General features: G+C 68.6%; 26 protein-coding genes and 2 tRNA genes. 20 read left to right on the forward strand and 8 right to left on the reverse strand.

The features are described 5' to 3' along the window. Nucleotides 1-14 precede the first annotated feature (14 nt). A complete protein-coding gene (locus tag EVU97_RS09380; RefSeq protein WP_129665298.1) occupies nucleotides 15-551 on the reverse strand; it encodes a DinB family protein in 537 nt (178 codons plus the stop codon). A 188-nt stretch (nucleotides 552-739) separates the two neighbouring features. Between EVU97_RS09380 and rplU the strand changes: the two genes are divergently transcribed. The 5 genes from rplU (at nucleotide 740) to EVU97_RS09405 (ending at nucleotide 5,830) form a co-directional block, all read left to right on the forward strand. Next, complete coding sequence (gene rplU / locus EVU97_RS09385; RefSeq protein WP_047312036.1) at nucleotides 740-1,045, forward strand: 50S ribosomal protein L21; 306 nt, start codon at nucleotides 740-742, stop codon at nucleotides 1,043-1,045. 49 nt (nucleotides 1,046-1,094) lie between these two features. Next, on the forward strand, nucleotides 1,095-1,361 hold the full coding sequence (rpmA, locus tag EVU97_RS09390) for a 50S ribosomal protein L27 (protein WP_047312037.1): 267 nt from the start codon (nucleotides 1,095-1,097) through the stop codon (nucleotides 1,359-1,361). A gap of 148 nt (nucleotides 1,362-1,509) precedes the next feature. Beyond that, nucleotides 1,510-3,030: a GTPase ObgE gene (gene obgE / locus EVU97_RS09395; RefSeq protein WP_118912672.1), complete on the forward strand. Its 1,521-nt coding sequence runs from the start codon at nucleotides 1,510-1,512 to the stop codon at nucleotides 3,028-3,030. Between the two features lie 41 nt (nucleotides 3,031-3,071). After that, nucleotides 3,072-4,208, forward strand: coding sequence for a glutamate 5-kinase (gene proB, locus EVU97_RS09400; RefSeq protein WP_047312039.1), 1,137 nt, complete (start codon nucleotides 3,072-3,074; stop codon nucleotides 4,206-4,208). Nucleotides 4,209-4,558: 350 nt separating this feature from the next. After that, nucleotides 4,559-5,830, forward strand: a complete 1,272-nt coding sequence (locus tag EVU97_RS09405) for a glutamate-5-semialdehyde dehydrogenase (protein WP_240730186.1) — start codon at nucleotides 4,559-4,561, stop codon at nucleotides 5,828-5,830. Between the two features lie 44 nt (nucleotides 5,831-5,874). Here the strand turns inward: EVU97_RS09405 and EVU97_RS09410 are convergent, their stop codons facing one another. Next, on the reverse strand, nucleotides 5,875-6,873 hold the full coding sequence (locus EVU97_RS09410; RefSeq protein ID WP_129665302.1) for a glycosyltransferase family 2 protein: 999 nt from the start codon (nucleotides 6,871-6,873) through the stop codon (nucleotides 5,875-5,877). A 101-nt stretch (nucleotides 6,874-6,974) separates the two neighbouring features. Between EVU97_RS09410 and EVU97_RS09415 the strand changes: the two genes are divergently transcribed. The 7 genes from EVU97_RS09415 (at nucleotide 6,975) to EVU97_RS09445 (ending at nucleotide 10,088) form a co-directional block, all read left to right on the forward strand. Then, complete coding sequence (locus EVU97_RS09415) at nucleotides 6,975-7,208, forward strand: hypothetical protein (protein ID WP_047312042.1); 234 nt, start codon at nucleotides 6,975-6,977, stop codon at nucleotides 7,206-7,208. Beyond that, complete coding sequence (gene nadD / locus EVU97_RS09420; RefSeq protein WP_255352627.1) at nucleotides 7,205-7,813, forward strand: nicotinate-nucleotide adenylyltransferase; 609 nt, start codon at nucleotides 7,205-7,207, stop codon at nucleotides 7,811-7,813. Before EVU97_RS09415 ends, nadD begins: the two co-directional genes overlap by 4 nt. Further along, nucleotides 7,814-8,185, forward strand: a complete 372-nt coding sequence (gene rsfS, locus EVU97_RS09425) for a ribosome silencing factor (RefSeq protein ID WP_129665304.1) — start codon at nucleotides 7,814-7,816, stop codon at nucleotides 8,183-8,185. It abuts the gene before it with no gap. Next, complete coding sequence (locus EVU97_RS09430; RefSeq protein WP_129665306.1) at nucleotides 8,185-8,850, forward strand: histidine phosphatase family protein; 666 nt, start codon at nucleotides 8,185-8,187, stop codon at nucleotides 8,848-8,850. Before rsfS ends, EVU97_RS09430 begins: the two co-directional genes overlap by 1 nt. 108 nt (nucleotides 8,851-8,958) lie before the next feature. Further along, nucleotides 8,959-9,504 (forward strand): DUF4442 domain-containing protein, encoded by a 546-nt coding sequence (locus tag EVU97_RS09435; protein ID WP_129665308.1) that lies wholly within the window; start codon nucleotides 8,959-8,961, stop codon nucleotides 9,502-9,504. 73 nt (nucleotides 9,505-9,577) lie between these two features. Beyond that, nucleotides 9,578-9,650, forward strand: a tRNA-Ala gene (locus EVU97_RS09440). Between the two features lie 362 nt (nucleotides 9,651-10,012). Then, nucleotides 10,013-10,088: transfer RNA gene (locus EVU97_RS09445), tRNA-Ala, on the forward strand. Between the two features lie 253 nt (nucleotides 10,089-10,341). Here EVU97_RS09445 and EVU97_RS09450 read toward each other — a convergent pair. Beyond that, nucleotides 10,342-11,577 carry an acyl-CoA dehydrogenase family protein gene (locus EVU97_RS09450; protein ID WP_129665310.1) on the reverse strand — a complete coding sequence of 412 codons (1,236 nt, stop codon included), beginning with the start codon at nucleotides 11,575-11,577 and terminating at the stop codon, nucleotides 10,342-10,344. A 46-nt stretch (nucleotides 11,578-11,623) separates the two neighbouring features. Then, nucleotides 11,624-12,964, reverse strand: a complete 1,341-nt coding sequence (locus tag EVU97_RS09455; RefSeq protein ID WP_129665312.1) for an acyl-CoA dehydrogenase family protein — start codon at nucleotides 12,962-12,964, stop codon at nucleotides 11,624-11,626. 185 nt (nucleotides 12,965-13,149) lie between these two features. Between EVU97_RS09455 and EVU97_RS09460 the strand changes: the two genes are divergently transcribed. Continuing rightward, nucleotides 13,150-13,632 (forward strand): GNAT family N-acetyltransferase, encoded by a 483-nt coding sequence (locus tag EVU97_RS09460; protein WP_047312049.1) that lies wholly within the window; start codon nucleotides 13,150-13,152, stop codon nucleotides 13,630-13,632. A gap of 67 nt (nucleotides 13,633-13,699) precedes the next feature. On the opposite strand, the gene EVU97_RS09465 is transcribed toward EVU97_RS09460, so the two are convergent. Beyond that, nucleotides 13,700-14,320: a type II toxin-antitoxin system PemK/MazF family toxin gene (locus EVU97_RS09465; protein WP_240730187.1), complete on the reverse strand. Its 621-nt coding sequence runs from the start codon at nucleotides 14,318-14,320 to the stop codon at nucleotides 13,700-13,702. Between the two features lie 102 nt (nucleotides 14,321-14,422). On the opposite strand from EVU97_RS09465, the gene EVU97_RS09470 reads away from it, so the two are divergent. Then, nucleotides 14,423-15,670 (forward strand): MFS transporter, encoded by a 1,248-nt coding sequence (locus EVU97_RS09470; protein WP_240730188.1) that lies wholly within the window; start codon nucleotides 14,423-14,425, stop codon nucleotides 15,668-15,670. Between the two features lie 19 nt (nucleotides 15,671-15,689). Here EVU97_RS09470 and EVU97_RS09475 read toward each other — a convergent pair whose 3' ends face one another. Next, nucleotides 15,690-16,286 carry a rhomboid family intramembrane serine protease gene (locus tag EVU97_RS09475; protein WP_129665314.1) on the reverse strand — a complete coding sequence of 199 codons (597 nt, stop codon included), beginning with the start codon at nucleotides 16,284-16,286 and terminating at the stop codon, nucleotides 15,690-15,692. A 153-nt stretch (nucleotides 16,287-16,439) separates the two neighbouring features. On the opposite strand from EVU97_RS09475, the gene lepA reads away from it, so the two are divergent. From lepA to EVU97_RS09495, 4 genes are read left to right on the forward strand one after another with little or no spacing between them, the layout of a single operon-like run. Beyond that, complete coding sequence (lepA, locus tag EVU97_RS09480) at nucleotides 16,440-18,284, forward strand: translation elongation factor 4 (protein ID WP_047312050.1); 1,845 nt, start codon at nucleotides 16,440-16,442, stop codon at nucleotides 18,282-18,284. After that, complete coding sequence (gene trmB / locus EVU97_RS09485; protein ID WP_240730189.1) at nucleotides 18,281-19,102, forward strand: tRNA (guanosine(46)-N7)-methyltransferase TrmB; 822 nt, start codon at nucleotides 18,281-18,283, stop codon at nucleotides 19,100-19,102. Before lepA ends, trmB begins: the two co-directional genes overlap by 4 nt. A 1-nt stretch (nucleotide 19,103) precedes the next feature. Next, the gene (locus EVU97_RS09490) at nucleotides 19,104-19,853 is read left to right on the forward strand and encodes an SDR family NAD(P)-dependent oxidoreductase (protein WP_129665316.1); all 750 of its coding nucleotides are present in this window, start codon (nucleotides 19,104-19,106) and stop codon (nucleotides 19,851-19,853) included. A 34-nt stretch (nucleotides 19,854-19,887) separates the two neighbouring features. Further along, nucleotides 19,888-20,361, forward strand: coding sequence for a hotdog fold domain-containing protein (locus tag EVU97_RS09495; protein WP_129665318.1), 474 nt, complete (start codon nucleotides 19,888-19,890; stop codon nucleotides 20,359-20,361). A gap of 12 nt (nucleotides 20,362-20,373) precedes the next feature. Here EVU97_RS09495 and EVU97_RS09500 read toward each other — a convergent pair whose 3' ends face one another. Continuing rightward, entirely contained in the window at nucleotides 20,374-21,273 is a 900-nt protein-coding gene (locus tag EVU97_RS09500) for a LysR family transcriptional regulator (protein WP_129665320.1), read from the reverse strand. 86 nt (nucleotides 21,274-21,359) lie between these two features. Here EVU97_RS09500 and EVU97_RS09505 point away from each other — a divergent pair, with 86 nt between their 5' ends. Together EVU97_RS09505 and hemW are read left to right on the forward strand one after the other, a co-directional pair. After that, on the forward strand, nucleotides 21,360-22,391 hold the full coding sequence (locus EVU97_RS09505; RefSeq protein WP_129665322.1) for a YeiH family protein: 1,032 nt from the start codon (nucleotides 21,360-21,362) through the stop codon (nucleotides 22,389-22,391). Nucleotides 22,392-22,424: 33 nt separating this feature from the next. Beyond that, complete coding sequence (gene hemW / locus EVU97_RS09510) at nucleotides 22,425-23,657, forward strand: radical SAM family heme chaperone HemW (RefSeq protein ID WP_129665324.1); 1,233 nt, start codon at nucleotides 22,425-22,427, stop codon at nucleotides 23,655-23,657. Between the two features lie 72 nt (nucleotides 23,658-23,729). Here hemW and EVU97_RS09515 read toward each other — a convergent pair whose 3' ends face one another. Beyond that, entirely contained in the window at nucleotides 23,730-24,188 is a 459-nt protein-coding gene (locus EVU97_RS09515) for a DUF4870 domain-containing protein (RefSeq protein WP_118912656.1), read from the reverse strand. Nucleotides 24,189-24,209 lie beyond the last annotated feature (21 nt).

Below are 24,209 nucleotides of genomic sequence, written 5' to 3' on the forward strand. Positions count from 1 at the left end.
TTTCGACGAATGCGTCAGTAGCCGGTGCGGCCGTCCACGGCTTCGCGCAGGAGATCCATGTGCCCGAGGTGGCGGGCGTACTCCTCGACGAGGTGGACGAGGATCCAGCGCAGGTTGACCGGTTCGCCCCTACGCAGGCCGCGCACGGGGGAGTCGAGGTCGCTCCACGCGGCGGCCCGCGCTCGCGTCACGTCGAGTTCGTGCTCGTAGGCGGCGACGTTGTCGGCCGCGTCGGCGGCGTTCGCGAGGTCGAAGTCGCCGTCGGGCTCGTCAGCGGTGGAGTAGTAGTCCGGCACGTCCTGTTCGTCGTCGAGCACGACGCGCAGCCAGTACGCCTCGACCTCCGTGAGGTGGCGCACGACACCGATGAGACTGAGGGTGGACGGAGGAACGCTGCGGCGGGCGAGCTGCTCGGCGTCGAGGCCGGCGATCTTGAGCAGAACGGTGTCACGGTAGAGATCCAGCCAGCCGTCGAGCACGGCGCGTTCGCCGCTCACCTTCGGCGGATCGCCTCGTTCGTCGTCGCGCTCGGGCACGATGGGTGTGGTCATGCGTGCAGCCTGGTGGCTGCGCGCCGGCGGGGGCAAGCGAATTTCGGGGGCCTTCGCGGATTTGGGGCGAGCCACCGCGCACGGTACTCTTGTTCTTTGGTGCGCCCACCGCGCCCGGTGTCCTGCTCGCAGGGTAGCTACCGGCCGGTCAGACAGAGCGAGTGCGCCATGACGAAAGAGAGTCCCACGTGTACGCGATTGTTCGCGCAGGTGGCCGCCAGGAGAAGGTCTCCGTCGGCGACACCCTTCTGATCGACAAGGTGACGACGAAGCCGGGCGAGTCGTTCGAGCTCAAGCCGCTCATGCTTGTCGACGGTTCCGACATCACGGTCGACGCCGACGCGCTGGCCAAGGTCACCGTCACGGCCGAGGTCATCAAGGCCGCCAAGGGCCCGAAGATCACGATCATGAAGTACAAGAACAAGACGGGTTACCGTAAGCGCCAGGGCCACCGTCAGCCGCTGACGCAGATCAAGGTCACCAAGATCGGCTGAGCCACGGCTCAGAACTGATCTTCCACAGATTTTCGAAAGAGGCTTCGACATGGCACACAAGAAGGGTGCATCCTCGACCCGAAACGGTCGTGACTCCAACGCACAGCGACTCGGCGTGAAGCGCTTCGGCGGTCAGATCGTCGGCACCGGCGAGATCATCGTCCGCCAGCGCGGCACGCACTTCCACCCCGGTGAGAACGTCGGCCGTGGCGGCGACGACACGCTGTTCGCTCTCGCCCCCGGCGCGGTCAAGTTCGGCCAGCGCAAGGGCCGCAAGGTCGTCGACATCGTCGTCGAGCCGGAGATCACGGCCTGATCCTCGCGATCGCTTGTTGAAGGGGTGAGCCCAGCAATCGGGCTCACCCCTTCACGCATGTCTGCACGTCCCTAGAATCGAGGACGAGGGCTCTTCGCCGTTCGTCCACTGGCTGCGTCCGCTCGAGGCCGCACCGAAAGGAACCACCATGGCAACGAACTTCGTCGACCGCGTCGTCCTCAATGTGACGGCGGGCAACGGCGGCCACGGCGTGGCCTCCGTCAAGCGTGAGAAGTTCAAGCCGCTCGGTGGCCCCGACGGCGGCAACGGCGGCCACGGCGGCGACGTCGTGTTCGAGGTCGACCCCCAGGTGACGACGCTGCTCGAGTACCACCGCAACCCGCACCGCAGCGCCACGAACGGCAAGCCCGGCGCGGGCGACGAGCGCAACGGCGCCGACGGCGACGAGCTCGTCCTCCCGGTGCCCGAAGGCACGGTCGTCAAGGACCGTGAGGGCAACATCCTCGCCGACCTCGTCGGCTTCGGCAGCCGGTTCATCGCTGCCGCCGGCGGTCGCGGTGGACTCGGCAACAAGGCCCTCGCGAGCCGCCGCCGCAAGGCTCCCGGCTTCGCCCTCCTCGGCGAACCGGGGGAGACGGCCGACGTCGTGCTCGAGCTCAAGACGCTCGCCGACGTGGCCCTCATCGGCTTCCCCAGCGCAGGCAAGAGCTCGCTCGTCTCCGTCGTGAGCGCGGCCAAGCCGAAGATCGCCGACTACCCGTTCACGACGCTCGTGCCGAACCTGGGCGTCGTCAACGCGGGCAGTGAGCGCTTCACCATCGCCGACGTGCCCGGCCTCATCCCCGGCGCCAGCCAGGGCAAGGGCCTCGGCCTCGAGTTCCTGCGACACGTCGAGCGCTGCTCGGTGCTCGTGCACGTCATCGACTGCGCCACGCTCGAGCCGGGCCGCGACCCCATGAGTGACCTCGACCAGATCGAGCACGAGCTGTCGGAGTACGTCGCCGACGACTCGCTGGGCGGCAAGCCGCTGTCCGAGCGCACCCGCATCGTCGTGCTCAACAAGGCCGACGTTCCCGACGCACTCGAACTCGCCGAGATGGTCAAGCCGGACCTCGAGGCCCGCGGGCTCGAAGTCTTCATCGTCTCCGCCGTCGCCCACCTCGGACTCAAGGAGCTCACGTTCGCGCTTGCGCGTCACGTCGCCGAAGCCCGCAAGGAAGTCGAATCCGCCGTGCCCGCGCGCGTCATCGTCCGGCCCAAGGCCATGGACGACGCCGGGTTCAAGATCGTCAAGGAAGGCGGCACGGACGGCACGATGTTCCGCATCGTCGGCGAGCGACCCACCCGCTGGGTTCGCCAGACCGACTTTGCGAACGACGAAGCAGTTGGCTACCTTGCGGACAGGTTGAACCGCCTCGGAGTGGAAGAAGAACTGTTCAAGGCCGGCGCAGTGCCCGGCTCGACGGTTCTCATCGGCCCCGGCGACAACGCCGTCGTCTTCGATTGGGAGCCCACGCTGCAGGCGGGCGCGGAACTGCTCGGTGCACGCGGCACCGACCTGCGCCTCGAGGAGAACGCTCGCCCCACTCGCGCCGAGAAGCGCGACGAGTTCCACGGCCGCAAGGACGGCCAGCGTGTGGCTCGCGAAGAGATCGCCGCGGAACGGGAAGCCGGTATCTGGACCGAGCACGACGGCTACCGCCAGTAGTCACCTCGCCGTTCGACGAGTCGGAGAAGGGAATTCCCCCGTTGTCTGCAGCCCACACGAGCGAGAGCCTTCGCGAGCAGATTCGCGATGCCAAACGCGTCGTCGTCAAGGTCGGTTCGTCGTCCATCACATACACGAGTGGGGGCATCAACCACTCCGCGCTCACCGAGCTCGTCGGCATCCTCGCCGAACGTCGCCACGCGGGCAAGGAAGTGCTCCTCGTCTCCTCCGGCGCCATCTCCGCAGGCATGGCGCCGCTCGGGATGCAGATGCGGCCCACCGCGCTTCCCGAGGCGCAGGCCGCCGCCGCAGTCGGCCAGGGCCAGATCATGTCGGCCTACTCGCTGCTGTTCCAGGGCCTCGGCCTCACCGCCGGGCAGGTACTCCTCACGAGTGACGACGTCACCCGCCGCACCACCTACCTCAACGGCCGATCCACCCTCGAGACGCTCCTCGACCACGGCGCCGTGCCGATCATCAACGAGAACGACACCGTCGCCACCCAGGAGATCCGCTTCGGCGACAACGACCGCCTCGCCGCGCTCGTCAGCCACCTCATCGACGCCGACGCGCTCATCCTGCTCTCCGACGTCGACTCCCTCTACGACGGCCCGCCCAGCCGCGAAGGCACCAAGCGCATCCCGTTCGTCCCCAACGTCGAAGAGATGAAGGACGTCGAGATCGGCGGCACCGGATCCGGCGTCGGCACCGGCGGCATGCGCACCAAGATCGACGCAGCCCGCATCGCCACCGCCGCAGGTGTGCCCACGATGCTCACCTCCATGCCGCAGGCCCGCGAAGCCTTCGCCGGCGACGACATCGGCACCGCCTTCGCGCCCACCGGACGCCGCCGCGGAGCCCGCCGCCTCTGGCTCGCTCACGCCACCACGCCCGCCGGCCGCCTCGTCCTCGATGAAGGCGCCGTAAAGGCTGTGCGCGACCGAGGACGCTCCCTCCTGCACGCCGGAGTCGTCGCCACCGAAGGCCGCTTCCTCGCAGGCGACGCCGTCGACCTCGCCGACGAGAACGGCACCGTCTTCGCCCGCGGCCTCGTCAACTACGACGTCGCCGACGTCGAACGCGCCAAAGGCCGCTCCACCCGCGAACTCTCCGACAACATCGGCCCCGCCTTCGAGCGGAGCCTCGTGCACCGCGACCATTTGGTCGTGCTCCCGTAGCCCTGTCTTCCGGCCGGGCCCAGGGGCCCGTCTCGGTGCGACATGGCTTCGGGCCACTCGTCGGTCAGGGCGCGTGAGAACCCCTCGCAAGCTCGGGATTCTCACGCGCCCTGGTCTCCTCGTGGAGTCCGCTTCCAGCAGGGTTGGCTCTACGAAGAGTGTTTCGGCTTTGTCGGTGCTGGGCTTTGGCGGGCAGGGGCTGCCGCAGGCCCCCTCGGCCAGGCTCCGTCACGCCTTGAGTGGAGGGGCCCGGCGGGTGGTGCGTCCCGGGCCCGCCTCTCCGGCTTGGTATGTGACCCGGGCCGCATTCGCGTTTGGGTCGCTGTTGGCCCCTCCATAGGATGAAAAACATGAACAGCAACCTTGAGCAGTCCACCGCACGGGTCGCCGCAGCCGGAAAGGCCGCGCGCGTCGCCTCGAAGCGACTCGCCCTGCTGTCACGCGCCGAGAAAGACGCCGCCCTCGGCGTCCTCGCCGACGCCATCGAAGCCGCCGAAGCGAGCATCGTCGCCGGAAACGAACGCGACCTCGAACGCGGCCGCGACGCCGGCATCTCCGACAGCCTCGCCGACCGCCTCCGCATGACGCCCGAACGCGTCAGCGCCGTCGCGCAGGCCCTCCGCGATCTCGCCGCACTGCCCGACCCCGTGGGTGAGGTCGTGCGCGGCAACACCCTTGCCAACGGCCTGCAGATCAAGCAGGTTCGCGTACCCATGGGTGTCGTCGGCATGGTCTACGAAGCCCGCCCCAACGTCACGGTGGACGCGGCCGGCCTCGGCCTCAAGAGCGGCAACGCCATGATCCTGCGCGGTGGCTCCGCAGCCGCAGACACCAACGCCGCCATTGTCGCCGCGCTCCGCGAGAGCCTCGAACGCCAAGGCCTGCCCGCCGACGCCGTGCAGCTGCTCGACGGCGGCCACGAGGACGTCCAGGCACTCATCACCGCGCGCGGCCTCGTCGACCTCGTCATTCCGCGCGGGGGAGCGAAGCTCATCGAGACCGTCGTCACCGGCTCCACCGTGCCCGTCATCGAGACCGGCACCGGCAACGTCCACGTCTACGTGGACGCCGACGCCGACCTCGACATGGCGCTCGAGATTGCCGTGAACTCCAAGACGCACCGTCCGGGCGTCTGCAACGCCGCCGAATCGTTGCTCGTGCACCGCGACGTCGCTGACGAGTTCCTCCCGCGCGTGCTGCGCACGCTCGCCGACAAGGACGTGACCCTTCACGCCGACGAGCGCGCCACGGCCCTCGCCGGCGACGTCGAGACGAAGCCCGTCACGGACGAAGCCTGGAACACCGAGTTCCACGACCTCGAAATGTCCGTCGGCGTCGTCGACTCACTCGACGAGGCCATCGAGCACATCGACGGCTACTCGACGCACCACACCGACTGCATCGTCACCGAGAACCGTGCCGCCGCACGCACGTTCATCGCCCAGGTCGACTCGGCCGTCGTCATGGTCAACGCCTCGACGCGCTTCACCGACGGCGGCGAGTTCGGCTTCGGCGCCGAGATCGGCATCTCGACGCAGAAGCTGCACGCCCGCGGACCGATGGCGCTCGCCGAGCTCACGACGACCAAGTGGGTCGTCGACGGAGACGGTCAGATCCGCTGAGCGGCCTCGCCGATGCCGTGACGGACTGCCCGACCCGCCCTCCTTCACGACGCGTGCGCGATTACGGCGGGTTCCGAGGCGAGGTGCTCGATCGACGGCTGGCGGCCGAGCGCGGACTCCTCGAGCGAGTCGTAGGCGACGTAGTGCGTCGGGCGTGCCTGCACCGCGGCGAACATGCGGCCCACGTACTCGCCCAGGAGCCCGAGGCCGAGCAACTGTGCGGCCCCGAAGCCGCTGATGACGACGATCGTGGAGGCCCAGCCCGTCACGGAGTGGCCCATGACCTTGGCCCACAATGCGAACGCGCCGACGCCGAAGGCGACGAGCAATCCGAGCAGCCCGCACCACGTCGCGAGGCGAAGCGGTGCGCTCGATGCGCCGGTGACGGCGTCGAGCGACAGCCGCAACATCTTGCTCAGCGGATACTTGGAGCGGCCGGCGGCGCGTTCCTCGCGGCGGTAGCCGACCTCGGCGGAGGGGAAACCGAGCGTCGGCACGGCGAGGCGTAGCACGCGGTTCGTCTCCGGCAGGGCCAGAACGGCGTCGACGGTCGCGCGCGACATCATCCTGAAGTCGCCAGCGTTCATCGCGCCGCGTGCGCCGAGCCGGGCCATGACGGCGTAGAACCCCTCGGCGGTGACCCGCTTGAAGAACGTGTCGCTCGAGCGATCCGTGCGCACGCCGTAGACGACGTCGACGCCGCGCTCCGTGCCGACGCGCAGCATCTCGCTGATCACCTCGGGCGGATCCTGCAGGTCGGCGTCGATCGTCACCGCCCAGTCGCCACGTGCGCGGGCGAGGCCGGCGCTGATCGCGGCCTGGTGACCCGAGTTGGCGCGCAGCCGGACGACGCGTAGCTGCGGCCACGCGCGGCGGTAGCGCTCGAGCAGAGCGGGCGTCGCGTCACGGGAGCCGTCGTCGACGCACACGACCTCGTAGGACGCGCGCAGATCGTCAAGCACGGGGCGGAGTCGCTCGACGAAGAGAGGGAGGACGGACTCCTCGTCGAACATGGGGACGACGACGGAAAGGTGGGGATTCATGACGGCAGCTCTCGTGACGTGCGGTGCGCAACGGCCTGGCGTCAGCGACGTTAGGAGGGCCTGCTGTGCCGATGCTGTGTCGAGGCAGTATCCTTGCTTTCATGACGTCGCTTGTTTCGCTCGCCGCAGCCGTTGAGGTTCCGGAGCTCGAGGAGAACCACATCTTCATGCCGCCGTGGGGCTTCGGTCTCATGGCGTTCACCATCTTCTTGCTGCTGTTCGCGCTGCTGTGGGCCTTCCGTAACACGGCTGCCCGCTTCGGTGCGCCGCGCGGTCAGGCTCACCACGGTGGCCCGGCTCCCGACAACCACAAGAAGCACGGGGCTTCGCACTGACACCACGAATCGGGGTCATGGGCGGTACGTTCGACCCCATTCACCACGGTCACCTCGTCGCGGCGAGTGAGGTTCAAAGCCTCCTCGACCTCGACGAGGTCATTTTCGTGCCCACGGGGCAGCCGTGGCAGAAGGCCGGTCGTGACGTCGCGGCTGCGGAGCACCGCTACCTCATGACGGTCATCGCGACAGCCTCGAACCCGCGCTTCAGCGTCAGCCGTGTCGACATCGATCGTGCCGGCCCGACGTATACGCGCGACACGTTGAAGGATCTGCACGCGCAGCGTCCCGACGCGGAACTGTTCTTCATCACGGGCGCCGACGCCCTGGCACAGATCCTGTCGTGGAAGGGGGTCGAGGAGCTGTGGGATCTCGCCCACTTCATCGGCGTCACCCGGCCCGGGCACGAGTTGAGTGACCACGGGCTCCCGCGTGATCGCGTCACCCTGCAGGAGATTCCGGCCATGGCGATCAGTTCCACCGACTGCCGTGACCGCGTTCGCGGCGAAAAGCCGGTCTGGTATCTCGTGCCGGACGGCGTCGTGCAGTACATCCACAAGTATCAGCTTTACGGCCCCGAAGCGGGCCACCTCCAGGAGGACTAGGTGACGGCTACAGACCGTTCCATCGAACTGACGCAGGCGGCCGCCCAGGCCGCTGCGGACAAGCTTGCGACGTCCATCGTCGCCCTCGACGTGAGCGACCAGCTCGCGATCACCGACACGTTCATCATCGCCTCGGCGGAGAGCGAGCGTCAGGTCAACGCCATCGTCGACGCCGTCGAGGAGGCCTTGTTGCCGCTCGGCTCCAAGCCGGTGCGCCGCGAGGGCCGCGCGTCGGGCCGTTGGGTGCTCATCGACTTCGGTGACATCGTGCTGCAGGCCTTCCACGAGGAGGACCGGGAGTTCTACGACCTCGAGCGCCTCTGGCAGGACTGCCCCGTCATCGAGTTGGATCTCGAAGAAGCCGCTTCCTGATGATCGCACCGCTCGATGGCCCGCTTCGGCGGGCCATTTTGCTGCGCCACGGTCAAACGGCGTGGAATCTGGAGAAGCGCTGGCAGGGGCGAACGGACATCGCCCTCGATGCCACGGGACTCGCCCAGGCGGAGCGGGCGGCCGAGGTGCTCGTGCGGGACGCCTCCATCGTGTCCCTGACGTACTCACCGCTACGCCGCGCTGCGCAGACGGCGGCCGTGCTCAAGGGGGCTTTCGATCTTCGCGGACGTCCGCTGCGGCGTCGAAGCGACGAGCGCCTCGTCGAGATCGACACGGGCCAGTGGTCGACGATGCTGCACAGCGAGGTTCACGACGCCTACCCCGAGGAGAGCGCAGCCCTCGCGCGGGGGGAGGACATCCCGCGCGGCGTGCACGGTGAGTCGATGGCGGACGTAGCTGCACGCGTCCGTCCCGCGTTCGACGAGGCCACGGCGCCGCTCGCGGCGGGGGAGAGTGCCCTGCTCGTTCTGCACGGTGCCGCGATGCGCGCCCTGGCTGCTGACGCCGTGGGTCTTACTCACGGGCAGGTGGCGCACACTTTCACGGCCATCGGCAACTGCCGGTGGATCGTGCTCGTGGGCGACGACTCCGGCTCGTGGCGGGTGGAGCAGTGGAACGCGGGCGCCGGGGCTGCGGCGCCCTGATCGGTGACGATGTCCAGCGCTGAGTCAGTCACTGGGTCTCGCTGCGCCCTGTGACGTAGATATGGGAACCAAAGTTACTCACCCGTACACGAGGAGCGGACGAGCGAGATGAGCAAGCACGCAGGACGTGAGCGCAAGCGGATGTCACCGCAGCGCATGGCGCGACTGATGAACTTCTACCCGCCGTTGCTCGGCGCCGGCATCCGGGTGCGCGAGTTCAACGAGGACTGGACGCGTGCACGCGTCGAGCTTCGTCTCAACCGCTTCAACCGTAACCAGAACGGCACCGCGTTCGGCGGCTCGCTCAACGCGATGACTGACGCCTTTTACCCGCTGCTCGTCATGCACCAGATCGGCACGGACTATCTCGTGTGGGACAAGGCGTGCGAGATCGAGTTCAAGAAGCCGGGCACAGGCACCGTCTACGCGGAGTTCGAAGCGCCCAAGGAACTCGTCGCCGAGTTGAAGGCGAAGGCTGACGCCGAGGGCAAGGTGCTGCACACGTTCGAATGCGATCTTTACATGGCGGACGGCACCGTGGTGGCTCACGCGAAGCGCGTGGTCTACATCCGTAAGCGCTCGGATCGAGCCGCGGGCCAGGGGCAGGCGCAGTCGACCGGCGCGCCGGTTTCAGAGGCGTCGAACGTCGGCTGACCCCCGATTTGCGGGTGGCCGTGAAGGCTCGCTAAAGTATGCGAGTCGCGCAGCGTTGCTGAGTGATTCGCGCGGGGCTATGGCGCAGTTGGTAGCGCGCTTCCATGGCATGGAAGAGGTCTGGGGTTCGAATCCCCATAGCTCCACAGGTACGCCGAAGGGGCCGGACACGCTTTTCGTCCGGCCCCTTCGGCGTACCCACAGACGTGGTGATTCGAGGAGGAGGGCGAGCGCTAGCGAGCCCGACGGAGTCCCCATAGCTCGCGTCAGCGACCCCAGCCACCGAACCACAAGGCAACAAGGGACGAGATCTTCCCTTCTTGCGCGCAAGATGCACCCTTGGACACAAGAGGGGAAGAATCCGCACCTCGTTGCGTCATCCCGCCCGGAGCCGGCCGCCGGAGGTGCAGGCGTGGCCCTGCTCCGTAGGGCGGAGCCGAGCCCGGCCCAAGTTGGCGCGGAGGCGACCGGAGGGTAAAGTAACCGTGTTGCTCACCCCGGTGAGCGCGGGGCTATGGCGCAGTTGGTAGCGCGCTTCCATGGCATGGAAGAGGTCTGGGGTTCGAATCCCCATAGCTCCACCAATGGCAGAACGGCCAGGACACGCTTTTCGTCCTGGTCGTTCTGACATTTATTGAACTTTGTGATTCGAGGAGGAGGGCGAGCGCTAGCGAGTCCGACGGAGTCCCCATAGCTCCACCAATGACAGATCGGCCAGGACACGCTTTTCGTCCTGGCCCTTCTGCTTTGCCCCAAGGATCGAACCCGGTTGGCGGTGCACACGCAGAAGGGGCGGGCGTCCGAAGACACCCGCCCCTTCTGGCACTCGTCAGTGCGTCACTTGAGCTGGCCGCTCGTCAGGCCGAGTAGGCGCCGGGCGACGACGAGCAGCTGGATCTGCTGCGTGCCTTCGAAGATGTCGAGGATCTTCGAGTCGCGCGCCCACTTCTCGAGCAGCTCGGTTTCGGCGTAGCCGTCGACACCGACGAGCTCGATGCACGACAGTGCGACGTCGACGCAGGTGCGGCCGGCCTTGGCCTTCGCCATCGACGCTTCCATCGAGTTGGGCTTGCCGTTGTCGGCCATCCACGCGGCGCGCAGCGTGAGCAGGAGCGCGGCCTCGTAGTCGGCCTCCATCTGCACGAGTCGGGCGCTCGCGTACGACTGCGCGGCGATCGGGGCGTCCCAGTCCTGACCGTGGCCGGCCTTCTCGAGCGCGGCGCGCGTGAAGTCGAGGCAGGCACGCGTCAGGCCCACGGCCATCGACGCGACGAGCGGACGCGTGTTGTCGAACGTCTGCATCGCACCACCGAAGCCGCCCTCGGTGCGGATCTCCGGGTCACCGAGCATGTCGGAGGCCGGCACGCGGCAGTCGTCGAGCACGAACGCGGCGGTGTCGGAGGCGCGGATGCCGAGCTTGTGCTCGAGACGCACGAGCTTGAGGCCCGGGTTCGAGCGCTCCACGACGAACGACTTGATGGCCTTCTTGCCGAGCGACTTGTCGAGCGTCGCCCACACGACGACGAGCTCGGCGCGCTCACCGGAGGTGACGAAGATCTTCTCGCCGTTGAGGACGTACTCGTCGCCGTCCTTCGTGGCCGTCGTCCGGATGTTGCCGGAGTCCGAACCGGTGTCCGGCTCGGTGATCGCCATGGCGGCCCAACGGTTGCCGTAGCGCTCCTTCTGCTCGTCGTTCGCGACGGCGGCGATGGCGGCGTTACCGAGGCCCTGGCGGGGGATCGACAGCGTCAGGCCCACGTCGCCGCGGCACGTCTCCATGATGGACAGCGCCGAGCTCATGTTGGCGCCGTTCTTGTTGCCGCCCTTCTTGGCGGACTTGCTCGGCTTCTCCTCGTCCTCGGCGGCGCGCGTCGAGCCGGAGGCACCGGCGCCGTTTCCGGCGCCCGAGTCGGACATGCCGTCGATGAGGGCCGACACGAGGTCGAGCTCACGCGGGTACTCGTGCTCGGCGAGGTCGTACTTGCGGCTGACGGGGCGGAAGACCTCGTCGGCCATCGAACCGGCCTGCTTGACGAGGGGAACGAACTTCTTCGGGATTTCGAGATCGATCATGACGTTTCCTTTGCGCGAAATCTTCGGGGAGTGGGGGAGCGAGGCGTCAGACGCCCACGCCGCCCTCGAGGACGCCTGCGCCGCGCAGGTCGCGGTACCACCGCTCGTTGTCGAACTCCTTGACGAAGCCGTGGCCGCCGAGCAGCTGCACCGCGTCGCTACCGATCTGCGCGCCGTACTTCGTGACGAGCGCGCGAGCGTGCGCGATGGCCTCAGCGGCTGCTTCGGGCTTGCGGCCCGAGTCGAGACGAGCCGCCGCACGCAGCGTTGCCAGGCGCATGCCGTCGAGCTCGATCGCGATGTTCGCCACGGTGAACGCGACAGCCTGACGGTGGCCGATCGGCTCGCCGAACGCCTTGCGCTCCGTCACGTACTGGGAGACCTGGTCGAGCACGGCGCGGCCGGTGCCACACGCGAGAGCGGCCCACGCCAGGCGGGAGCGGCGGATCGCGTCGAGCGCGTCCTCGCTCGTGCCGAGCAGGTTGTCCGCCGAAACCTCGACGTTCTCCAGGTGCAGGCGGCCGGTGTGCGACGCGCGAATGCCCATGGCCGGGTCGTCGCTCACCTTGAGACCCTCGGTGCCGGCCTCGACGATGACGAGGCGCAGGTCGCCGTCGACCTCCGCCGTGACGACGAACAAATCCGCCGAGTCGGCGCACGGCACGAGGGCCTTCTCGCCGGTGAGAACGAGTTTGTCGCCGCGGCGCTCACCCTTCGTAGCGGGCTTGCGCGGGTCGGCCAGCGGGCCGGCCTCGGTGATCGCCAGCGACGCGACGGCGGGCTTCTTCTCGTCGGTGAACGCGGGCAGATACGTCTCCTGCTGCGCCGACGAACCATAGGAGGCAATCGCTCCGGCAACGGCGGCGGGCGCCATGACGCCGACCGCGAGACCCATGTCGCCGCGGGCGAGCTGCTCGAGCACGAGCACGTTCATGACGGCGGAGCGCTCCTCGGCGACACCGCCGAGCTCGGCGGGAACGGACAGGAGCGTCAGGCCCATCTCGGCCGCCTGGGCGCGGATCTCGTCGGGCACGGCGCGGGCACCGTCGGCGTCGGCCGCTGCGGGACCCAGAACCTCGTCGGCCAGTTCGGCAGCGACGCCGGCGATCATCGCCTGGTCCTCGGTGGGCGTGAGGTCGAACTCGCGACGCGGCTTCGTCGGGGCCGGACGTGCCGGCTCACCCGAACCGCTCTTCTTCACGAACGCACGGCCCGCGGCGGTCTGAACCTTGAAGCCCTGCTTGCTGCCGTTGTAGAGCGCGCGCTCGACCTTGGAGCGCACGGCGGGGTTCTTGAGCAGGTCGTGCCCGCCCGCCTTGGCCAACAGTCGAAGAGCGACCGCCTGGCCCTTGTCGGCGATCGACGCCTTCGAGTTCGTGGAAGTCATCTCGGCCTTTCCTCTGGATCGTTGAGCGGCCCCCTGGCGGGCCAACTTTCCCTGAGGTTACCTGATCGTAGGTACGCGCGGTATCGGAAACTGTGAGTATCGGTAACAACCTCTTCGGAGCGTGGCTCTGTGCGTTGGGGACGGGGCGCCACGACGCTGGGGAGGCCGGGGCGTAGCCTGGGCGCATGGTCACCGTCCGTCGCGCCGAACACTCCGACATCCCCGAGATCGTCCGACTTAAGGGCCTGCTCATGGAGGACGGTTGGCCATGGCACATCGAGCTCGACGACGCGTGGCGCGAGCGATGCGCGGCAGCCGCGGCGACCTTGCTCGACTCGCCGAACTACGCGTGCTTCGTCATCGACGCCGAGGAGGGTGCGGGCCCCGGCACACCGCTCGCATCGATCGTCTCGACGTCCGTGGAGCAGCACCTTCCCGGACCGGACGGATCGGGGCGTTCGGCGTACCTCGGTGACATGAGCACCGATCTGGTCTTCCGCGGTCGCGGCTACGGCAAGACCTTGCTCGACGCCGCGCTCGCCTGGTGTCGCGAACAAGACGCCGGGTGGGTGAGCTTGTTCTCCACCGAGAGTGGCCACTCGCTCTACCGCAAGGCCGGGTTCAGCCCGGTCGGGCCGTTCCAACACATGTCGATGGGCCTGGACTGACTCGTCTCGCGACCCGGCGCGGCATGACAGCGTCAGCGGCGTCGGTCAGACCTGTCGTCGTTCTCGGTCAGCGCCGTCCTGGAACGGCGGCGATGACCGACTCGAAGATCCCGCGATCCAGTGCCGTGCCCTCGCGGCGCACCGACGCCTCGTCGAGTTGGAGGATGCGGTCGAGGCGAACCTCGCTCGGACGCCCGGCGCGATCCCACGCGCCCGATCCGATGTCCATCCAGTGCCGACCGGCTCGTGCTTCCTGCGCGGCGTCGCGGTCGTGGTCCTTGCTCGTCAGGGGGAGCGCGAGCGTCACGCCGTCCTCCTGCGGGTGACGGGCGACGACGAGCACCGGCCTGTCCTTGCCCTGGGTGTGGTCCTCCTCGTACGGCACCCACGCCCAGACGATCTCGCCGGGGTCGGGACGGCCGTCGTCCTTCGCCTGCCAGCTCGTGGCGGGGAGGGCGCCATGCCAGTCGCCTCGATAGCCCGTGTCGGCGGGGGCGTTCGATACAGGCGAGCGCCGCCCGCCGCCCCGTGAGTGCTGTGGCGTCGCGACGGTGCCCGGGGTCTTCGGCGCCTTCGATCGCTTCGCAGCACCGGAGCGATCCGAGCGCGATCTCCCGTCGAGAAGAGCCCTCATGCCCTCGCGCGCGAGGGAGGTAGCGACACGACCGGCCATCTGCTTGAGGTTCACGCCACGAGCCTAACGAGCGGGCCCGCCCTCGTGACGAAACACACGCGTCGGCAGCCCCGCGGACGGTACGAGGCACTCCTCGGCGGCTGGAACAATCGATAGGTGACCGAACCGACCGCGCTCCGCGACATCGCCGACCCCTCCGTCGTCGACGAGGGCAACGGCGCACATCCGCGGGCCGGTCTCGCGATCGCGGCGCTCGCGCTCGGCGGCTTCGCCATCGGCACGACGGAGTTCGTCACGATGGGGCTGCTGCCCGACATCTCCCGCGGTCTCGGTATCTCGATCCCGCAGGCGGGCAACGCCGTCTCCGCGTACGCGCTCGGTGTCGTCATCGGCGCGCCGCTCGTCACGATGGTGTTCGCCAAGGTGCCGCGCAAGACGGTGCTCATCGGCCTCATGCTCGCGTTCTTCGTCGGCAACGTCGGGGCTGCTCTGGCTACGAACTACCACGTGCTCCTCGCTGCCCGTGTCGTCTCCGGCATGCCGCACGGTGCCTTCTTCGGCCTCGGTGCGGTTGTCGCTGCGTCGCTCGTTGCCCAACACCGGCGCACCTGGGCCGTCTCGATGACGCTCGGCGGCCTCAACGTCGCCAACGTCATCGGCGTGCCGATCGCGACGTGGATGGGGCAGCGCATGGGATGGCAGTGGCCCTACGCGCTCGTGGCCGTCATCGGTCTGCTCTCGGCGCTCGCCGTGTTGGCGTGGGTGCCTCACCAGGGGACGACGGGACTCGTCACGGCGAAGAAGGAACTCAAGGCGCTCACCCGACCGCAGGTGTGGTTCGCGCTCGCCATCGGCATCGTCGGGTTCGGCGGCATGTTCTCGACGTTCAGCTACATCGCCCCGACGATGACCGAGTTGACCGGCTTCTCCGAGGCCACCGTGCCGCTCATCCTCGTCGTGTACGGCGTCGGCATGACGTGTGGTGCGCTCGTCTCCGGACGCGTCGCGATGCACGGGCTCATGCGCGGCATCTTCGGTTGCCTCATCGCGATCGCCGTCATGCTCGCCCTGTTCGGGTACGCCGCGCACTACAAGCCGACGGCCGTGCTGTTCGTCTGGCTCCTCGGCTTCCTGCCGACGGTCATGGTGCCAATGATCCAGATCCGCCTCATGGACGTTGCCCACGAGGGTCAGTCGCTCGCCGCCGCGCTCAACCACGCGACGCTCAACTTCGCCAACGCCCTCGGGGCGTGGCTCGGCGGCGTCGTCCTCGACGCGGGGCTCGGCTACGAGTGGTGCTCGCGTGTCGGTGCGATTCTCGCCGTGTTCGGCGCCGTCGTGGCTGCGGCGTCAGCGTTCACCTCACGCCGTGAGGCGGCCTCGCAGCACGCGGCAGCTGCCTGACCTACCCTTCGGGGTTTGCTCAGAATCGACGACGCGAGCGCTTGTCGTTGATGAGCCAGGCAGACAGCAGCCCGCCGGCCGCGCCGCCGAGGTGCCCCTGCCACGACACGCCCTGTGCCCCGGGGAGAACACCCCACAGGACGTAGCCGAACACGGCGAGGAGCGCGAGGCCGAGTGCAACCTCGGTCCAGCGCTTGCTCCACGCGCCGCGCACGATGAGGTAGGTCAGCCAGCCGAAGACGATGCCGGACGCTCCGGCCGTCGCAGAGTGCGGGGGAGTGAGGGCCCACGCCGCGAGACCCGAGCAGACCATGACGACGAGCGTCACCTGCACGGCCACCCGTCGTCCGCTGAGGCCGAGGAGGAAGCCGAAGGGCAGCAGCAGCGCCGTGTTGCCGATGAGGTGCGCCCACCCGTAGTGCGCGAAGGAGAACGTGAAGATCGACGGGAGGTCGGTGAACTCCCAGGCGCGCAACGACGCGAAGCGGTCGACGGCGTGACGCGTGATCACGTCGACGATCTCGACGACCCACAGCAGGGCCACGAAGAAAGCGGTGTCGACGGCGGAGGACCCTGCCCGTCCACCGGCCTGGCGCGTTCGCTCACGAAGGTCCATTCACCCATTCTGCCAACGCTGGGGAGCGAGTCGGGCACTGGAGCGACGGCGGTGATCCGGTTCGCGCAGGCATGGAAGAATGAATGGTCACGTACTGTGCCGTCCCCGACGTAGCGCTCCAGACGAAATCGACGAGGTATTCAGTTGTCACCCATGGCCCGCAAGGCACTCGAGCCGGCCGCGACCCCGCCGGAGATGATCCGCAACTTCTGCATCATCGCCCACATCGACCACGGCAAGTCGACGCTGGCCGACCGCATGCTCCAGTTGACGGGTGTCGTCGAGCAGCGGGCCATGCGCGCGCAGTACCTCGACCGCATGGACATCGAGCGTGAGCGCGGTATCACGATCAAGAGCCAGGCCGTGCGCATGCCGTGGGAGCTCGATGGTCAGACGTACGCGCTCAACATGATCGACACCCCCGGTCACGTCGACTTCACATACGAGGTCTCGCGTTCGCTCGCCGCGTGTGAGGGCGCGATCCTCCTCGTCGACGCCGCTCAGGGCATCGAGGCTCAGACCCTCGCGAACCTCTATCTCGCGATGGAGAACGACCTCGAGATCATCCCGGTGCTCAACAAGATCGACCTGCCGGCAGCGCAGCCGGAGAAGTACGCCGCCGAGATTGCGGGCCTCATCGGCGCCGACCCCGACGACGTTCTCAAGGTTTCCGGCAAGACCGGCGAGGGCGTCGAGGCGCTCCTCGACAAGATCGTCGGCACGCTGCCCCCGCCCGTCGGTGACGCAGACGCCCCGGCGCGCGCCATGATCTTCGACTCGGTCTACGACACCTACCGCGGCGTCGTCACCTACGTCCGTGTCGTCGACGGCAAGCTCAACCCGCGCGAGAAGATCGCCATGATGTCCACGGGTGCCACGCACGAACTCCTCGAGATCGGCGTCAGCTCGCCCGAGCCGACCGCGACGAAGGGCCTCGGCGTCGGCGAGGTGGGTTACCTCATCACCGGTGTGAAGGACGTGCGTCAGTCCAAGGTCGGTGACACCGTGACGAACGCGGCCAAGCCGGCCGACAAGGCCATCGGCGGGTACTCGGACCCGAAGCCCATGGTGTTCTCGGGGCTGTACCCGATCGACGGTTCGGACTACCCGCTGCTGCGTGACGCCCTCGACAAGCTCAAGCTCAACGACGCTGCGCTCGTCTACGAGCCCGAGACGTCGGCCGCGCTCGGCTTCGGTTTCCGCGTCGGCTTCCTCGGCATGCTGCACCTCGAGATCACGCGTGAGCGCCTCGAGAGCGAATTCGACCTCGACCTCATCTCCACGCTGCCGAACGTCGTCTACCAGGTGACGACCGACGACGGCCGCGTCACCGAGGTGACCAACCCGAGCGAGTTCCCCGACGGCAAGATCGCCGACATCACCGAGCCGGTCGTGAAGTCGACCATCCTCATCCCGAGCGAGTTCATCGGTGCCGTCATGGAGCTGTGCCAGAACAAGCGCGGCAACCTGCTCGGCATGGACTACCTCTCCGAGGAGCGCGTCGAGATGCGTTACACGCTGCCCCTCGCGGAGATCGTGTTCGACTTCTTCGACCAGCTGAAGTCGAAGACGCGCGGGTACGCCTCGCTCGACTACGAACCCGCCGGCGAGCAGAGTGCCAACCTCGTCAAGGTCGACATCCTGCTCCAGGGCGACAAGGTCGACGCGTTCAGCTCGATCGTCCACCGTGACAAGGCCTACGGCTACGGCACGATGATGGCGACGAAGCTCAAGGACCTCATTCCGCGCCAGCAGTTCGAGGTGCCGATCCAGGCCGCCATCGGCACGCGCGTCATCGCTCGTGAGAACATCCGCGCCATTCGCAAGGACGTGCTCGCCAAGTGCTACGGCGGTGACATCTCGCGTAAGCGCAAGCTGCTCGAGAAGCAGAAGGAAGGCAAGAAGCGCATGAAGATGGTCGGCTCGGTCGAGGTGCCGCAGGAAGCCTTCATCGCAGCGCTGAGCCAGGGCGACGAGAAGCCGAAGGACAAGAAGTGAGCAAGCCCGGCTTCGTCTCGGGTTCGGTGACGCCGCCCGGTGAAGAGGGTCAGGCGGCCGAACGCCCGCTCGCGCGGACCCGTTCGTTCACCCGCCGCGGCGGCCGCATGCCCGAACGTCACCACCGTGCGCTCGCCGACCACTCCGAGCAGTACGTCATCGACGTGCCGCGCAAGGAGGCCTCGACCGAACCGATCGACGGCTACCACGTCGACATGGAGCAGGTGTTCGGACGCACCGCGCCGCTCGTTGTCGAGATCGGTTCCGGCGCGGGCGATCAGGTCGTCCACGCGGCTGCCGAGAACCCGGGGACGGACTTCATCGCGCTCGAGGTGTGGCGCCCGGGCATCGCGCAGACGATCTCCAAAGCCGTCCACGCCGGCGTGACCAACGTCCGGCTCATCGAGATCGACGCGTCCGAGGCGCTCGACCGTCTCTTCGCGCCGGGCTCCGTTGCCGAGGTGTGGACGTTCTTCCCGGACCCGTGGCCCAAGAGCAAGCACCACAAGCGTCGCCTCGTGCAGCCCGGCTTCGCCGAGGTCGTCGCCGACGTTCTCGTGCCCGGTGGCACGTGGCGCCTCGCCACCGACTGGGCCGACTACGCGTGGCACATGCGCGACGTCGTCGAGGGCTCACCGCGTTTCGACAACCCGCACGTGGGACGCCTCGCCGACCCCGGTGACCCGGACGTCGACCCCGAGGGTGCGCGTGGCGGGTTCGCCCCGCGCTTCGAGGGACGCACGACCACGCGCTTCGAGAACAAGGGCCTCAAGGTCGAGCGCGTCGTGCGTGATCTCGCGGTGACTCGGGCGAACTGACGTGAGCTACCTCGACGACCTGTTCTCCCTTGAGGCGCTGAATGCCGTCGTCACGGGAGGGTCGTCGGGCATCGGGCGAGGTATCGCCACGGCCCTTGCGGGTGCCGGTGCGAGCGTTCACCTCGTGGCCCGGGACGCCGACAAGCTCGCCACAGTGGCCGCCGAGATCGGCGCGACGTGGGAAGTCTGCGACGTCGGTGATGCGAACGCGCTGGCGAACCTGGCTGTCGGTGCCGCGGTGCAGCACGCGGACATCCTCGTCACGTGTGCCGGCGTCAACCACCGACCGCCACTGGCGGACACGAGCGAAGAGCAGTACGCCGAGACGATGGCCGTCAACCTCGAAGCGCCCTACCGGCTCGGCCAGGCCGCAGGGCCACGCATGGCCGAGCGCGGGTACGGACGCATCCTCAACATCGGCTCGCAGCAGAGCTGGAGCGCCTTCGGCAACTCCGGCGTCTACGGCGTGACGAAGGCCGCCGTCACCGGGCTGTCACGCTCGCAAGCGGAGGCCTGGTCACGCTCGGGTGTCACGGCGAACACTATCGTTCCCGGATTCGTCGTCACCCCGATGACGTTGCCCACCGTCGCCGAACCGGGGCGCGAAGAAGCGCTCGCGACCCGCACCTTCGTCGGACGCAACGGCGTGCCCGAGGACTTCGCGGGCCTCGCGGTGTTCCTCGCGTCGCGGGCGAGTGGTTTCGTGACCGGCCAGACGATCGCGGCCGACGGCGGCTTCAGCGTCCACTGAGCGCTCGCTATTACTCGCGGGTAATCTGGTGGGTATGAACCAGACCCTCGCGCTCTACACGAAGCTCACGAAGAAGAACGAGAAGCTCGGTCGCGCAGCCTTCTCGGCCGCGTTCGCGCTCAAGGCGCCCTACTTCCGGACCATTGCGCCCGTCGTGAAGACCATGGAGCCGCACCGCGGCGTCGTGGCCATCAAGAAGTGGTGGGGTGTGCAGAACCACATCGGCACCGTCCACGCCATCGCGATCGCCAACGGCATGGAGATGGCCATGGGTCTGCTCGCCGAGGCCACGGTGCCCAAGGGCATGCGCTGGATCCCCAAGGGCATCCAGCTCGACTACGTCGCCAAGACCCCCGGCGATGTCGAGTGCGTCGCCGAGACGAGCCCCGAGGACTGGGCCAAGGAGCCTCCCTTCACGGTGGACGTGCGCATGACGGGACGCCTGGTCAAGGACGGCACGGTCGCCGTCCAGGGCATCATCCCGATCTACGTCTCCGCCAAGAAGTAACGCCTGACGCCTCTACGAGGCCGCCGCGATCGCAAGAAGCGACGTGGCGGCCTCGTTCGTCATCCGGCGCGGACCTGCCCACACGGCGCGCAGCTTCCGGCGCAGGTCGACGTCGCGGACGGTGATCTCGACGAGGGTGCCCGCGGCCAGGGCATCACTGATCGCGAGTCGGCTGAGGACGGCCGGCCCGGTGCCGGCCGACACGGAGACCTTGACCGCGGCGTTGCTCGACAGCTCCAGCAGTGGCGGAGCGCAGGTGCGCGGGCGCATCGCACGGTCGAGCGCCACGCGGGTTCCGGAGCCCGGCTCGCGGGTGACGAGGGCCGTCGCGGCGAGTTCGTCCGCGTCAATACTGCGAGTTCGGGCCCAGGGGTGGTGTGCGGCGACGGCAAGGACGAGGTCGTCCGTGGCGACGACCGTCGAGTTGAGGCCGCGAGGGGCACCCGGGCCCTCGATGAACCCGAGATCGATCTCACCGGAGCGAGCGGCGGTGAGCACGTCGGTCGTGTTGCCGACGGCGACGGAGAGGCCCGGCGTGGCCTCACCGGAATGGGCTTCGTGCCAGCGCGCGATCCAGCCCGGCAGGAGGTGCTCGGCCACGGTCTGGCTGGCCATCACGGTGAGCGGTGCATCCACGCCGCTCACCAGGGCGGTGACGCCGGCGTCGAGATCGCGCGCGGCCTCCAGCACGCCGCGAGCCCACTCGACGACCATGAGGCCCTGCGTCGTCAGGGTGGCGCCGGTTGTGGCGCGGTGGAGAAGGGGCACGCCGACCGAGCGCTCGAGCCGCGCCATGCTGCGGCTGGCGTTGGGCTGCGCCGAGCCACAGGCACGTGCGCCGGCGCTGAGGGAGCCGTGGTCGGCCACGGCCACGAGCAGCTCCAGGGCTGCGAGATCCGGCCAGCTCTTCATCGGGCCAGCGTAACCGGCGTCCATATCCGCCGCATATACCAGCATGCTGAACATGGCGCTACCGGCCAGGTCGTAGACGTTCGAGGATGGGGAGCGTGACCCGACCCGAGCAACGCCGCGCAGAAACAGCGGCCCGAACTGCATCCCACCCAGTGGCCGGCGGTCTGGCCCTGGCGTTCGCAGCGGCGCTCGTCGGGTTCGTCGTGTCACGCATCAGCCCGCTGCTCAGCCCGGTGCTCGTGGCGATTCTGCTCGGCGTCGTCGCCGCCAACGCCGTGCGGCTCGACGCGTGGCGCCCTGGCCTCGACCTGGCCGGGAAGCGCGTTCTGCGCATCGGCATCGTGCTGCTCGGCCTCCAGCTCTCGCTCGGCGCCATGGCCTCGCTCGGCTTCGGTGTCATCGGCCTGGCCGTTGCTGTGGTGGCGCTCGGAGTGCCCTTCGGGCTGTGGTGCGGCAAGCGGCTCGGTATTGAGCCCACGCAGAGTCTGCTCACGGCGTGCGGGTTCTCGATCTGCGGCGCCGCAGCCGTCGCCGCAGCAGCAGGGGTGAGCGACGCCCGCGACGAGGAGGTCGCAACGTCGGTCGCGCTCGTCGTCGTCTTCGGCACGCTCATGATCCCGCTCGTCGCGCTGTCCGCCGCCTTGGGGCTCGACGATCACACCGCAGGCGTTTTCGCGGGTGCGAGCGTGCACGAGGTGGCCCAGGTCGTCGCTGCCGGGGGCCTCGTCGGGCAGGGGGCGCTCGCGGTGGCCGTCGTCGTGAAGCTCGCCCGCGTGCTCATGCTGGCGCCGTTGATCACCGTCATCGCCGTGCATCGACGTCGGACCATGGGCGGGGCCGAGTCCGGGTCGGTCACGCTGCCGCCCTTCGTGCCGCTGTTCGTCGTCGGCTTCGTCGCCGCGGTCGTCGTGCGGAGCGTGGTTCCGATTCCGAATTCGGTGTTGGACGGAGCGAAGGTGCTCCAGACGCTGCTGCTCGCCGCCGCGATGTTCGCTCTCGGTGCAGGAGTGACGGCCAAGGCCATGCGTGCTGCCGGCGCGGCGCCCTTCGCGCAGGCAGCGCTCTGCACTGTCTGCGTCACTGCCCTCGGCCTGGGCGGAGCCCTGCTCGTCGGTTAGAGACGCTCCGCAGGCGGTGGGAGAATGCCACCCATGCCGCAGATGCCCGACGGAGAGCCCGCACCGAACGACGGAGCGCTGCCCGCCGACGCCCTCGCGAGCGTGCCGGGCAGCGCCTTCGCGATGTACCTGCACGTGCCGTTCTGCGTGACGCGCTGTGGGTACTGCGACTTCAACACCTACACGCTCACCGAACTCGGCGTCCCCGGCGCGAGCCTCGACACGTACGCGGGCGCTGTCGAACGTGAACTCGACCTCGCAGCGCGCGAGATGGGAAAGGCGCCCGGCGGCGTGCCGACAGTGCAGACCGTCTTCGTCGGTGGAGGAACGCCGACGATGCTCGCAGCGACCGACCTCGTGCGGATGCTCGACGCGGCGCGCGAGCGGTTCGGCCTCGCCGACGACGCCGAGGTGACGACCGAGGCCAACCCCGACTCGGTCGACGAAACGTACCTGCGCGTGCTCGCCGAGGGCGGCTTCACGCGCGTCTCCGTCGGGATGCAGTCGTCGGCGCCGCACGTCCTCGCGACGCTGGAGCGCACCCACGATCCGGCCAACGTCGAGCGCGCCGTCCGCGCCGCCAAGGCTGCCGGCCTGCAGGTGAGTCTCGACCTCATCTACGGCGCGCCGGGGGAGTCGCTCGACGACTGGCGGGCCTCGTTGGAGGCGGCGATCGCGCTCGATCCCGACCACATCAGCGCCTACGCGCTCGTCGTCGAGGAGGGCACGAAGATGGGCGCCCAGGTGCGCCGCGGCGAACTGCCGCTGCCCGATGACGACGACGAAGCGGACAAGTACGAACTGGCCGACGAACTCCTCGAGGCCGCGGGGTACCGCTGGTACGAGGTGTCGAACTGGGCGAAGGAACCGCGCTTCCAGTGTCGTCACAACCTGGCCTACTGGCGTGACGAACCGTGGTGGGGCGCGGGCCCCGGAGCCCACAGCCACGTCGGCGGGGTGCGCTGGTGGAACGTCAAACACCCGCGCGCCTACGCTCAGCGGGTCGGTGAAGGAACCTCACCTGCGCTCGCGCGCGAGATCCTGGACGAGCGTCAGCGGTACGAGGAGAAGGTGCTCCTGCGCGTGCGTCTCGCCGAGGGGTTGCCGCTCGACCTGCTCGACGACGCAGGGCGCCGCGCGGTGGCGGGACTCGTCGCGGACGGTCTGCTCGAGGGAACGTCTGCCGTCCGTGACCGTCGGGCCGTGCTCACACTGCGCGGGCGGCTGCTCACCGACACCGTCGTCCGGCGCCTGCTCGACTACTGACCGCCGAACGCGAAGGGCCGGAACGCCACCCCAGAGATGTGACGTTCCGGCCCTTCGCGTTGTCGGCCCGAGTCAGCTGAGCACGCGCAGCTGGAACGGGTAGCGGTAGGGGCGGCCGCTGCTCGCGTTGAGCGCGCCACGGATGTGGCACCACAGGGCAACCACCGTGATGACGAACCACAGCGGGATCGCGACGACGATGCCGATGAACGTGATGGCGAACAGCCAGCCGACCCAGTAGAGCAACCACCAGGAGAGGTTGAAGTTGAACGCCCCGGCGGCGGCTTCACGCACGGCGGGTGACTTGTCCTTGTAGATGAACCACACGATGAGCGGGCCGAGCAGGCTGAGCGAACCGGCCGACACGACGGCCGCGACGAGGGCGGAAAGGTGGGCGACGACGGCGGCGCCCGTCTCGTCGGAGCTCAACTGGCGGGGCGTGACGCCCGCCTCGGTGGGCCGACCGTTGGGGTAGGCGTCGCCGTTGTGGCTCCACTGGGGGTCGGGGGTGGGGTAGGGCTGCTGGCTCATGGTGTCCTCACGACCTCGGCT

The organism is Dermacoccus sp. 147Ba (genome assembly GCF_004151355.1).
GTDB classification, from domain to species: Bacteria; Actinomycetota; Actinomycetes; order Actinomycetales; family Dermatophilaceae; genus Dermacoccus; species Dermacoccus abyssi.